We start from the raw sequence: 11,499 nt of genomic DNA, 5'->3' as shown, positions 1-11,499 counted from the left end.
GGCCGCCAGCACCCGCTGCAACCGCTGCGTCAGGTCCGCGACACCGAAATTCGAATACGGTTGCCCGGCACCGGCTGTGGTGAGGAACTGTTCGTCACCGGCACCGACGAAGAACAGCCCGAAGTGACCGATCGGACCAAAACTGGTGTATGTCGCGGTCGCCGGAACTCCGGCAAGGTTCAGGGTGAGTCGGGACGGGATGAAATTTACGACTACTCGATTCGGCGCCTGCCCGGTACCCCGAAGTCCCCCTTCGTCCCCCAACACTTGCACCGGAAAATCGCTGATGCCGCAAAGCCTCTCTTGTTTTCCGATCGACATGCTTGCAGAAGTCGGCAACCGACCACCCCGGTGGGGTCTTGAGCACCAGGGGCACCACCCCGGCGACCATCCCGGGCAGCGCCTTCGACTCCGGCTGGACCCGCCTGCTGACCGGGAAGTCGAGCACGACCTCTGAGCCGCCGGTGCAGCCCCGCACCAACAGGGCACACGCGGCGGTGATGATCGAGGAGCGGCGGACACCCAGCGCTTTGGACAGCTGCTTGATTCGGCCGACCACGGCTGGGTCCAACTGAACCGGCGTGGTCGGCTGATTCGGATCCGGCCGCGAGGTGGCTTGCGGCAATCGGTAATCCGGGCCGCTTTCCGAGGGCAGGTTGGCGTTCCAGTAGGCCTGATCTTCCAGATAGTCCGGTGACGTCTCATACTCCAGCTCGCTGCGAACCAGGTCCTGCAGTGACCCGAAGAACGCGGGAGAGCTGGGCGTGCCGGCAACAATTGCGGTGTAGATAGCCGCAATTCGGCGGCCGACGAGAGCAATGCCCAATCCGTCGAGAATTATGTGATGACAGAGGGCGAACCAGTAGTATTCGTCGGGTTTCGTTCGGAATAAAGCGAATTTGAGTAACCGGCCGGTGAGCGGCATTGGTGTGCGTTGGATCGACGACGCAATCTCGCGGGCTTCTCCCACGGGGTCCGGCGAGGCTGTCAGGTCATGGAAGTCGAGGTCGAAATCCGGGTAGTCCACTACCTTTTGGAAAACCTGACCGTCTGCTTCGAAGAATGCGGCGCGGCATGGTTCGGCTTCTTGCAGTGCTTTGCTGATTGCGTGCTTAAGCAAATCAGGCTGGACCGTGCCCTCGATTCTGACGAATAGGCCGAGCTGCCAGTCGGTGCCGGAGCGCCCCGTTTCCTGTGCGAGCCAGATATCTAATTGCCGACGCGTCAGCGGAAGGGCACGGGCGTCAAGTTCCATCCGATCGCCCCTACCCAAAAGGCTTACCCAATAACGGCCTTATCCGGTTTCGGCTTCCGCAGATTCTATGGCCGTATATCGGTGCAATAGCGTGCGGCTCAGTCGAAAACCACCGCGCCGGGCGGTTTGCGGTGAACCGCTTACCCAAAGGCGGCGACGTCCGCGAGAGCCCACCCCGGGCGGTGTTGCTGGTCGTCGTTGACCTGGACGAAGTTGTCGCCGACGGTTTGTTACTCACCGATTCTCCCCACACGTCTAATCGACATGAGTGGAACAAACCTTAGTGGACCAAAACCGGCTCCAACAGGGGTTTCGGCAAAGTCTTTGATGTTAGCTAGGTGTTAGCCGCGATTTTTCACGCAGCCCAATCCGCGCTGCGAAATCACCAGGGCTGCAAGCGATCTGGTTACTCGGCCAACCCCAGCTCAGCGGCCCGCGCATCGCACGTCCACGCTACCGCCCGTAAGGCAGCGCCGCTACCTGAAAACACCCGTAGCCAGCGGCGTTCAGCGGGCCTGACCCTGGGTGGCCAGGAACCCCGCCACGCCGCGCACGAGTGCGTCGGCGTACTTCTGGCGCCCCTCGGGGGACTCCATCAGCGCCGAGTCGACGGGGTTCTTCATATTGCCGCACTCGACCAGTACTGCGGGATATTGCGCCAGGTTGAGGCCGGTCAGGTCCGAGCGTCCGTACAGCCCGCCCTGGCCGATGTAGGTGGCCGGCGGGATACCGGCGGCCTGCATCTGGTCGCGCATGATCCGCGCGTACTGCACCGACGGGCCGGCCTGCACCTGGTTGAGCGGCGGGGCCGAGTAATTGACGTGGAATCCGCGCCCGGACGGCGGTCCGCCGTCGGCGTGGATGCTCAGGATCGCGTTGGGCCGCAACGAGTTGGCGACGTTGGCCCGTTCATCGATACACGGTCCCAGTGCGTTGTCGTTGCCGCGGGACAAGGCGGTCCTGACACCCAGCGCCGTCAGTGCGGCGCGAACCCGCAACGCGGTGTCCCAGGTGAACGTGTGTTCCATATAGCCGCTGTTGGTCGCGGTGCCGCTGGTCTGGCAGTCCTTGGTACCGCCACGGCCGGTGGTGACCTGCCGGCCGATGGACGCGTCGTTGGCGCCGTTGTGGCCGGGGTCGATGAACACCACCATTCCGGCGATGTTGGATGGGGTCGCTGTGGCGGTCGGGACGATGAGAGTCGACGCGGCAACCAGCATGCTGATCACCGTCTTGATCCCGACACGCCTGCTCACTGGTTGGTCCACGGCGCAAAGGTAACGCCGCGCGGTCTACGCTGGGTGTTTCGAATCGCCCGACATCCACAGGCGAAACCAACTCGAGACCAAGATGCGAAGGGATTGTCATGCAACCCGGAGGCGACATGTCGGCGCTGCTCGCTCAGGCGCAGCAGATGCAGCAAAAGCTAATGGAAGCTCAGCAACAGCTCGCGAACGCCGAGATCCGCGGTCAGGCGGGTGGCGGCTTGGTCGAGGCAATCGTCAAAGGCAGCGGCGAGGTCGTCGCGGTCAAGATCGATCCGTCGGTCGTCGACCCCTCGGACGTCGAGACGTTGCAGGACCTGATCGTCGGCGCCATGGTGGACGCCTCCAAGCAGGTCACCAAGATGGCACAGGAGCAGCTGGGGTCGCTGACCGCCGGCTTGACCGCGCCGCCGGCGCCGCCGGCTCCTCCCACTCAGATGCCGGGGCTCTGACCTACCTAGATGTTTGAGGGACCGGTCCAGGATCTGATCGACGAGCTCGGCAAGCTGCCGGGTATCGGGCCAAAGAGCGCGCAGCGCATCGCCTTTCACTTGCTGTCGGTCGAACCGCCGGACATCGACCGGCTCACCGCCGTGCTGGCGAAGGTCCGCGACGGCGTCCGGTTCTGCGCGGTGTGCGGCAACGTGTCCGACGACGAGCGCTGCCGGATCTGCGGCGATCCGCGCCGGGACGGCTCGCAGGTGTGCGTCGTCGAGGAACCCAAGGACGTCCAGGCCGTCGAGCGCACCCGCGAATTCCGGGGCCGCTACCACGTGCTGGGCGGTGCGCTGGATCCGCTGTCCGGCGTGGGCCCCGATCAGCTGCGGATTCGCGAGCTGCTCAGCCGCATCGGCGAGCGGGTCGACGGTGTGGACATCACCGAGGTGATCATCGCGACCGACCCCAACACCGAGGGCGAGGCCACGGCGACCTACCTGGTCCGGGTGCTGCGCGACATTCCCGGCCTGACCGTCACCCGAATCGCGTCCGGGCTGCCGATGGGCGGCGACTTGGAGTTCGCCGACGAGCTGACCCTGGGCCGCGCACTCACCGGCCGCCGGTCCATGGTCTGACGTTCCTCAGGCCTTGCTCAATTGGAATTGCCTGGTAAAGGTCCGGCCCGGCTCTCCCATACACGCGTCCGACGTCGTTGTCTGACCCTCTCCGGCAAGCGACACGGCATCGAAGCTGTAGTCGACGGTCACCGGGGCCGATGCGCCGTTCGGGCAGGGCGCCTGGGCCGTCCCGCGGTGCGTCCACCGCCCATTGGCCAGGTGGAATTCCCAGCTGATGACGAACGTCCCGCCATCTTGCGAGGTCGCCCGGGTGCAGTCCGATCCGCACGGGACGAAGAGCCAGGCGGTCGGTTTGTCGGTGTTCGCGTACAGCACGTTGTACCGGCCGTTCAGCACTTCCGGGTCGGCATGCGCGGGTGTCGACGACGCGATGAGCGCGGCGCTCAGTGCGGCAACACCAGCCGTCGTCTGGGTCCGCACGGTTAGCGCGCCGCCAGTCGTTCGCGGCGCAGCACGTCCACCTCGGGCAGTTCCAGCGGCGCCAGCTCGCCGACCACCTTGCTCAGCAGCAGATCGGCCAGCTGCGGGTTGCGGGCCAGGCACGGGCCGTGCATGTAGGTCGCGACGACGCTGCCCTGGACCACGCCGTCAAAGCCGTCGCCGAGCCGGTTGCCGGCGCCCTTGACGACCGTGCCCAACGGCGCGGCGTCGGGGCCCAGCACGGTGCCGCCGCGGTGGTTTTCGAACCCGGTGAGCCGCTCGGTCAGCCCGGCCAGCAGCGGCTTGCTCACCACCTCGCCGATCGTGCGCGCCTGCTGCGGGGAGGTCGTCACGTCCAGCATGCCCACGCCGTCGACCCGTTCCCCCGACGACGTCTCGTACCAGTGCCCGAGGACTTGGACCGCCGCACAGATCGACAGCACCGGCGCGCCGCGCTGCGCGGCGTGCTGCAGGCCCGGATACCGCTGCAGGTGCCGGGTGGCCAGCCGCTGCGCGTAGTCCTCGGCGCCGCCGAGGGTGTACAGGTCCAGCGATTCCGGCACCGGGTCGTCCAGCGTGATCTCGACGATCTCGGCGGCGATACCCCGCAGCCGCAGCCGTTGCCGCAGCACCACCGCGTTGCCGCCGTCGCCGTAGGTGCCCATCACGTCGGGCAGCACCAACCCGATCCGCACCTTGGAGACAGACCCAGGGTCAGCCATGGCGCGCCAATGCTCGGTGCAGCTGCAGGAAGGCGGTGTAGTTGGCGACGACCTCGACACGTCCCGGCGGGCAGGACGCGATGGCCGCCAGGGTGTCGTGCACCAGGGTGTGCTCGACGCCCGCGTACCCCAGCCGCACCGCCAGGTCGGTGCCGCGTTCGCCGGCGGCCACCACGGCGGTCTCTTCGAAGTGCTCGAAGCGCACATCCCACAGCCAGGACAGGTCCTCGCCGTCGGGCACCTGCCCGTTGACCGAGATGACCACCCCGGCCGCGTGCTTGTCGACCATCGACAGCGCTTCCTGCCAGCCGGCCGGATTCTTGGCCAGCAGGATGCGCGCCTCGTGCGGCCCGATGCGCACGGTCCGGTAGCGGCCGGCGACCTCGTCCACCCCCGACGCCGCCGCGACGGCCGCCGCGGGGTTGGCGCCCAGCGCGACGGCGGCCGCGACGGCCTGGGCGGCGTTGCCCCGGTTCACTGCGCCCGGCAGCGCCAGCCGCATCGGCAGGGCCAGCCCGTCGGGCCCGTACAACGTGTCGTCGTCGAACCACCACTGCGGGCTGGGCCGCTTGAAGTCGGCGCCGGTGGAATACCAGTGGCCCTTCTCGCGGACGATCACCTCGCCGCTGCGCGGGCAGCTGACCGAGTCGTTCGCCCACGACCCGCCGGCGGCCACCCACACCACGTTCGGGCTGTCGTAGGCGGCCGAGGTCATCAGCACGTCGTCGCAGTTGGCGACGACGACGGCGTTCGGATGCCGGGCCAGGCCCGCTCGCAGTGTGCGTTCGATCACGTTGATCTCGCCGACCCGGTCCAGCTGATCGCGCGACAAGTTGAGCAGCACGATGACGCTGGGCTCGACGGCATCGGAAACGTGCGGCACGTGCATCTCGTCGACTTCCAGGGCCGCGAGCCCCGCGCCACGGTCGGCGGCCAGCGCGGCGACCAGGCCGGCGTCCATGTTGGCGCCCTCGGCGTTGGTGGCGACCGGACCCAGCGTGCCGAGCGCGGCGGCGGTCATCCGGGTGGTCGTGGACTTGCCGTTGGTGCCGGTGACGACGACCGTGCGCCGTCCCGCGCCGAGCTGGCGCAGGATCGAGCGGTCCAGCGTCATCGCGACCAGGCCGCCGATCATCGCGCCGGCGCCGCGTCCGGTCATCCGCGACGCCCAGCGCGCGCTCGCTCCTGCGGCGAGGGCCAGACGTGCGCGGGTGGTGACCACCCGCGCAGTTTAAGTGTTTTGGGGCGACACGAATCCGCAGCGACCGGGTGATGTCGGTTCGACGTGGGATTCTGTCGTCCATGAACCCGATCGCGTGGGGCCGTCCGGCGAGCGAGCCGGACGCGGGTTGGGCCGTCATCGACGTCGAGACTTCGGGCTTCCGGCCGGGTCAGGCCCGGGTCATCAGCCTCGCGGTGCTCGGGCTCGACGCCGCCGGCCGCGTCGAGCAATCGGTGGTCAGCCTGCTCAACCCCGGCGTGGACCCCGGCCCTACCCACGTGCACGGGCTGACCGCCGCGATGCTCGAGGACCAGCCGCAGTTCGGCGACATCGTTCGCGACGTGGTCGAGGTGCTGCGGGGGCGGACGCTGGTGGCCCACAACGTCGCGTTCGACTACGCGTTCCTGGCCGCGGAGGCCGAGCTCACCGGCGTCGCGCTTCCCGTCGACAGCGTGATGTGCACGGTCGAGCTGGCCCGGCGGCTCGACCTCGGCGTCGATAACCTGCGGCTGGAGACCCTCGCCGCGCACTGGGGCGTGACGCAGGAGCGGCCGCACGATGCCTTCGACGATGCCCTGGTGCTGACCGGTGTGCTCGCGTCCGCGCTCGAGCGGGCCCGCGAGCGCGACATCTGGCTGCCGGTGCGTCCGGTCACCCGGCGCCGCTGGCCCAACGGTCGGGTGACCCACGACGAGCTGCGCCCGCTGAAGGCGCTGGCCTCCCGGATGCCCTGCCCCTACCTCAACCCCGGGCCGTATGTCAGCGGCAGGCCGCTGGTCCAGGGCATGCGGGTGGCGCTGGCCGCCGAGGTGCGGCGCACGCACGAGGAGCTCGTCGAGCGGATCCTGCACGCCGGGCTGGCCTACACCGACGTCGTCGACCGCGAGACCTCGCTGGTGGTGTGCAACGCCGACACTCCGGCGCAGGGTAAGGGCTACCAGGCCCAGCAGCTGGGGGTGCCGGTGCTGTCCGACGCCCAGTTCATGGACGGCGTGGGCACCGTGATCGGCGGCACCAGCATGGAGGAGTTCGTCGACGCCACGCGCGCCGACGAGCAGCTCGCGCTGTTTTAGATCAGCCGCGCGATGCGCGGTTGACCGCCGACACCACCGCACGCAGCGACGCGGTGGTGATCGACGGGGCGATGCCCACACCCCACACCGTGCGGCCGGCCACCGACGCCTCGACGTACGCCGCGGCCTGCGCGTCGTCGCCGGAGCTCATCGCGTGCTCGGAGTAGTCCAGGACGGCGACGTCGAACCCGACGTCGCCCAGCGCGTGGACGAACGCGGCGAGCGGGCCGTTGCCGGCCCCGCTGATCTCGGTCTCCGCCCCGTTTATCTTGACGGTCGCGGCGATCCGGGTGGTGCCGCCGTCTTCCTCGGAGGCGTCGACGCGCTGCCTGATCCGTTCCAGCGGCAGGATCGGCGCCAGGTACTCCTCGGAGAACGCGTCCCACATCTCCTTCGGCGACACCTCACCGCCCTCGCCGCCTTCCCCTTCGCTGATCTTTTGGATTAGTCGGGAGAACTCGATCTGCAGCCGTCGCGGCAGAGCCAGGCCGTGGTCGGCCTTCATGATGTAGGCCACCCCGCCCTTGCCGGACTGGGAGTTGACCCGGATCACCGCCTCGTAGGTGCGTCCGACGTCGCGCGGGTCGATCGGCAGATACGGCACCTGCCAGAGCATGTCCTCGACGTCGGTGTCCGCGGCGTCGGCGTCGGCCTTCATCTGGTCCAGGCCCTTGTTGATGGCGTCCTGGTGGCTGCCCGAGAACGCGGTGTAGACCAGATCGCCGCCGTACGGGTGGCGCTCATGCACCGGCAGCTGGTTGCAGTACTCGACGGTGCGGCGGATCTCGTCGATGTTGGAGAAGTCGATCTGCGGGTCCACACCCCGGGAGAACAGGTTCAGCCCCAGCGTCACCAGGCACACGTTGCCGGTGCGCTCCCCGTTGCCGAACAGGCAGCCCTCGATGCGGTCCGCCCCGGCCGCATATCCCAATTCGGCTGCGGCGACAGCGGTTCCGCGGTCGTTGTGCGGATGCAGGCTTAGGATGACCGACTCCCGGTTGGCCAGGTTGCGGCTCATCCACTCGATCGAGTCGGCGTAGACGTTGGGGGTCGCCATCTCCACGGTGGCGGGCAGATTGAAGACGATCGGGTTGTCCGGCGTCGGCGCGATGATGTCGCCGACGGCGTCGCACACCTGCTTGGCGTACTCCAATTCCGTTCCGGTGTAAGACTCCGGCGAATACTCGAAGCGCCATTGCGTGTCCGGGTACTTGGCCGCCTCTTCGACGCACTTGCGGGCACCGTCGGTCGCGATGGCCTGCACCGCGGCCCGGTCGGCGCGAAATACCACGCGGCGCTGCAGGATTGACGTCGAGTTGTAGAAGTGCACGATCGCCCGGTGCACGCCTCGGCACGCCTCGAAGGTGCGCTCGATCAGTTCCGGGCGGCACTGCGTCAGCACCTGGATGGTGACGTCGTCGGGAATGGCGCCGTCGGTGATGATCTCGCGCACGAAGTCGAAATCGGTTTGGCTGGCCGACGGGAATCCGACTTCAATCTCCTTGTAGCCCATGCCGACCAGCAGGTCGAACATGCGGCGCTTGCGGGCCGGGCTCATCGGGTCGATCAACGCCTGGTTGCCGTCACGCAGGTCGACCGCGCACCACAGCGGGGCGTTGCTGGTGACGCGGTCGGGCCAGGTGCGGTCGTCGAGCCGGATCGGCTCCACTTCGTCGGCGAAGGACCGGTATCGATTGACCGGCATCGACGAGCCGCGCTGCGGATTCCACGCGGGCTGGTCGGGTCGAGGCGGGCCCGCGGGCTTTCTCACGGTGCGGGCCGAGCTGTATGCGTCGGGGTTGGCGGGTTGCGAAAAGTTGGTCACGGTCGTTGCTCCGGGGATGTCAGAAGGGACTTCAGACCGGCGCATCGCGAACACCCGCGACGGGAAGCCGGTCTGGATTAGACCCCGTCGCGGCGTCCGAGAAGGAGCACCCGCTGCACGGTCTGAACTCTACCGCGATCGGCGCCTGGGCGAAAACTGCGCCGAATCGGGACCAAAACCGCAGGCTGTGGTACCCGCCAGCGGGTCAAAAAACAAGATGCGCCGCCACGTATCCTGTTGTGAACTTGAACCACGTCTGTGGTGTGGAAGGGCAGGCAGAGAAACAGTGGCGCTCGTCGTACAAAAGTACGGCGGATCCTCGGTGGCCGACGCCGACCGGATCCGTCGCGTCGCGGAACGCATCGTCGAGACCAAAAAGCAGGGCAACGACGTTGTCGTCGTGGTCTCAGCGATGGGCGACACCACCGATGACCTGCTGGATCTGGCGCAACAGGTGTGCCCGGTGCCGCCGGCCCGCGAACTGGACATGCTGCTGACGGCCGGGGAACGCATCTCCAACGCGCTGGTGGCCATGGCGGTCGAATCGCTCGGCGCCCGCGCCCGGTCGTTCACCGGCTCCCAGGCCGGCGTCATCACCACCGGCACGCACGGCAACGCGAAGATCATCGACGTCACGCCGACGCGGTTGCAATCCGCCCTCGAGCAGGGCGATGTCGTGTTGGTCGCCGGCTTCCAGGGCGTCAGCCAGGACAGCCGCGATGTGACCACGCTGGGCCGCGGCGGTTCGGACACCACGGCCGTCGCGCTGGCCGCCGCCCTGCACGCCGACGTCTGCGAGATCTACACCGACGTGGACGGCATTTTCAGCGCGGACCCGCGGATCGTGCCCAACGCCCGCAAGCTCGACACCGTCACCTTCGAGGAAATGCTCGAGATGGCCGCCTGCGGCGCCAAGGTGTTGATGCTGCGCTGCGTGGAGTACGCCCGCCGCTACAACTTGCCCGTACACGTCCGGTCGTCGTACTCGGATAAACCAGGCACCGTCGTCGTCGGATCGATCAAGGACATAACTAAGGACATAACTATGGAAAGCCCCCTGCTGACCGGAGTTGCGCACGACCGCAGCGAAGCCAAGGTGACCGTCGTCGGGATCCCGGACATCCCGGGGTATGCGGCGCGCGTCTTCCGGGCCGTCGCCGAGGCCGACGTGAACATCGACATGGTGCTGCAGAACGTCTCCAAGGTCGAGGACGGCAAGACCGACATCACGTTCACCTGCTCGCGCGACAGCGGACCCACCGCGGTGGCCAAGCTGGACTCCCTCAAGGACGAGATCGGCTTCACCCAGCTGCTCTACGACGACCACATCGGCAAGGTGTCGCTGATCGGCGCGGGCATGCGCAGCCACCCCGGGGTCACCGCCACCTTTTGTGAGGCGCTGGCCGAGGTGGGCGTCAACATCGAACTGATCTCCACCTCCGAGATCCGGATCTCGGTGCTGTGCCGCGACACCGAACTAGACAAGGCCGTCGTGGCGTTGCACGAGGCGTTCGGCCTAGGCGGCGAGGAGGAGGCCACGGTGTATGCGGGGACGGGTCGATAAATGGTTGCCATCGGGGTAGTGGGGGCCACCGGCCAGGTGGGCCAGGTGATGCGCAATCTGCTCGACGAGCGGGACTTTCCCGCCACGTCGGTGCGGTTCTTCGCGTCGGCCCGCTCGCAGGGCCGCAAGCTGGGATTCCGCGGCCAGGAGATCGAGGTCGAGGACGCCGCGACGGCCGACCCGACCGGCCTGGACATCGCACTGTTCTCGGCCGGCAAGACGATGTCGCTGGTGCAGGCCCCGCGGTTCGCGGCCGCCGGGGTGACCGTGATCGACAATTCCTCGGCCTGGCGCAAGGATCCCGAGGTGCCGCTGGTGGTGTCCGAGGTGAACTTCGCTCGCGATGCCGCCAACCGGCCCAAGGGCATCATCGCCAACCCGAACTGCACCACGATGGCCGCGATGCCGGTGCTCAAGCCGCTGCACGACGAAGCCCGACTCCTGCGTCTGGTGGTGTCGAGCTATCAGGCGGTGTCCGGCAGCGGGGTGGCCGGAGTCGAGGAGCTGGCCAGCCAGGCGCGCGCGGTGATCGACGACGCCGAGCAGCTGGTGCACGACGGCGGCGCGCTGCAATTCCCGGCGCCCAAAACCTATGTCGCGCCCATCGCCTTCAACGTGCTGCCGCTGGCCGGCTCGCTGGTGGACGACGGCTCCGGGGAGACCGATGAGGATCAGAAGCTGCGCCACGAGAGCCGCAAGATTCTCGGCATCCCCGATCTGCTGGTGAGCGGGACCTGCGTGCGGGTGCCGGTGTTCACCGGGCACTCGTTGTCGATCAATGCCGAGTTCGCCCAACCACTTTCGCCCGAGCGGGCCACCGAATTGCTGCGCGCGGCTCCCGGTGTGAAAGTGGTCGACGTGCCCACCGCCTTGGCTGCCGCCGGAGTCGACGACTCATTGGTCGGCCGGATTCGCCGCGACCCGGGGGTGCCGGACGGACGGGGCCTGGCGCTGTTCGTCTCGGGGGACAACCTTCGTAAAGGGGCGGCGCTCAATACCATTCAGATTGCCGAGTTGCTGGCCTCGGAACTGCACTCGGCATTGTGATCCGCGGGTGAGTAGCGCCCGGTTTGTGCT

11 protein-coding genes are annotated in these 11,499 nt (G+C 67.7%); 5 read left to right on the top strand and 6 right to left on the bottom strand.

Annotated elements, in window-relative coordinates:
• Positions 1–94 precede the first annotated feature (94 nt).
• Positions 95–1,255, bottom strand: coding sequence for a condensation domain-containing protein (locus BN973_RS31520; protein WP_462138144.1), 1,161 nt, complete (start codon positions 1,253–1,255; stop codon positions 95–97).
• Positions 1,256–1,761: 506 nt separating this feature from the next.
• Entirely contained in the window at positions 1,762–2,475 is a 714-nt protein-coding gene (locus BN973_RS00450) for an Rv3717 family N-acetylmuramoyl-L-alanine amidase (RefSeq protein ID WP_051641513.1), read from the bottom strand.
• Positions 2,476–2,621: 146 nt separating this feature from the next.
• Here BN973_RS00450 and BN973_RS00445 point away from each other — a divergent pair, with 146 nt between their 5' ends.
• Complete coding sequence (locus BN973_RS00445) at positions 2,622–2,972, top strand: YbaB/EbfC family nucleoid-associated protein (RefSeq protein ID WP_036465221.1); 351 nt, start codon at positions 2,622–2,624, stop codon at positions 2,970–2,972.
• 9 nt (positions 2,973–2,981) lie between these two features.
• Positions 2,982–3,593 carry a recombination mediator RecR gene (gene recR / locus BN973_RS00440; RefSeq protein ID WP_025736397.1) on the top strand — a complete coding sequence of 204 codons (612 nt, stop codon included), beginning with the start codon at positions 2,982–2,984 and terminating at the stop codon, positions 3,591–3,593.
• Positions 3,594–3,599: 6 nt separating this feature from the next.
• Here recR and BN973_RS00435 read toward each other — a convergent pair whose 3' ends face one another.
• The 3 genes from BN973_RS00435 to BN973_RS00425 are packed head-to-tail and all read right to left on the bottom strand — an operon-like array spanning position 3,600 to position 5,960.
• On the bottom strand, positions 3,600–4,016 hold the full coding sequence (locus tag BN973_RS00435) for a hypothetical protein (protein ID WP_036465220.1): 417 nt from the start codon (positions 4,014–4,016) through the stop codon (positions 3,600–3,602).
• Between the two features lie 2 nt (positions 4,017–4,018).
• The gene (locus tag BN973_RS00430) at positions 4,019–4,738 is read right to left on the bottom strand and encodes a type 1 glutamine amidotransferase (protein ID WP_036465218.1); all 720 of its coding nucleotides are present in this window, start codon (positions 4,736–4,738) and stop codon (positions 4,019–4,021) included.
• Positions 4,731–5,960 (bottom strand): Mur ligase family protein, encoded by a 1,230-nt coding sequence (locus tag BN973_RS00425; RefSeq protein WP_036465216.1) that lies wholly within the window; start codon positions 5,958–5,960, stop codon positions 4,731–4,733. The genes BN973_RS00430 and BN973_RS00425 overlap by 8 nt, the downstream gene beginning before the upstream one ends.
• A gap of 80 nt (positions 5,961–6,040) precedes the next feature.
• Between BN973_RS00425 and BN973_RS00420 the strand changes: the two genes are divergently transcribed.
• On the top strand, positions 6,041–7,033 hold the full coding sequence (locus BN973_RS00420; RefSeq protein WP_036465215.1) for a DEDDh family exonuclease: 993 nt from the start codon (positions 6,041–6,043) through the stop codon (positions 7,031–7,033).
• Between the two features lies 1 nt (position 7,034).
• On the opposite strand, the gene leuA is transcribed toward BN973_RS00420, so the two are convergent.
• Complete coding sequence (gene leuA / locus BN973_RS00415; RefSeq protein WP_232232002.1) at positions 7,035–8,903, bottom strand: 2-isopropylmalate synthase; 1,869 nt, start codon at positions 8,901–8,903, stop codon at positions 7,035–7,037.
• A 241-nt stretch (positions 8,904–9,144) separates the two neighbouring features.
• Between leuA and BN973_RS00410 the strand changes: the two genes are divergently transcribed.
• Both BN973_RS00410 and BN973_RS00405 read left to right on the top strand, forming a co-directional pair.
• Positions 9,145–10,422 carry an aspartate kinase gene (locus BN973_RS00410; RefSeq protein ID WP_036465213.1) on the top strand — a complete coding sequence of 426 codons (1,278 nt, stop codon included), beginning with the start codon at positions 9,145–9,147 and terminating at the stop codon, positions 10,420–10,422.
• Positions 10,423–11,469, top strand: a complete 1,047-nt coding sequence (locus BN973_RS00405) for an aspartate-semialdehyde dehydrogenase (protein ID WP_036465211.1) — start codon at positions 10,423–10,425, stop codon at positions 11,467–11,469. It begins immediately after the preceding gene.
• The last annotated feature ends 30 nt before the right edge of the window (positions 11,470–11,499 follow it).

This window comes from Mycobacterium triplex (assembly GCF_000689255.1).
Taxonomy (GTDB): Bacteria; Actinomycetota; Actinomycetes; order Mycobacteriales; family Mycobacteriaceae; genus Mycobacterium; species Mycobacterium triplex.
Note: the sequence above shows the minus strand (reverse complement) of the source record. Positions and strands in the feature narration are given on the sequence as shown.

What these genes read in the sequence shown, in the direction of transcription:
- BN973_RS00405 (WP_036465211.1), top strand. Translation starts at nt 10,423, where the DNA reads ATGGTTGCCATCGGGGTAGTGGGGGCCACCGGCCAGGTGGGCCAGGTG.
- recR (WP_025736397.1), top strand. Translation starts at nt 2,982, where the DNA reads ATGTTTGAGGGACCGGTCCAGGATCTGATCGACGAGCTCGGCAAGCTG.
- BN973_RS31520 (WP_462138144.1), bottom strand. Translation starts at nt 1,255, where the DNA reads ATGGAACTTGACGCCCGTGCCCTTCCGCTGACGCGTCGGCAATTAGAT.
- BN973_RS00430 (WP_036465218.1), bottom strand. Translation starts at nt 4,738, where the DNA reads ATGGCTGACCCTGGGTCTGTCTCCAAGGTGCGGATCGGGTTGGTGCTG.
- leuA (WP_232232002.1), bottom strand. Translation starts at nt 8,903, where the DNA reads ATGCGCCGGTCTGAAGTCCCTTCTGACATCCCCGGAGCAACGACCGTG.
- BN973_RS00420 (WP_036465215.1), top strand. Translation starts at nt 6,041, where the DNA reads ATGAACCCGATCGCGTGGGGCCGTCCGGCGAGCGAGCCGGACGCGGGT.
- BN973_RS00445 (WP_036465221.1), top strand. Translation starts at nt 2,622, where the DNA reads ATGCAACCCGGAGGCGACATGTCGGCGCTGCTCGCTCAGGCGCAGCAG.
- BN973_RS00450 (WP_051641513.1), bottom strand. Translation starts at nt 2,475, where the DNA reads ATGCTGGTTGCCGCGTCGACTCTCATCGTCCCGACCGCCACAGCGACC.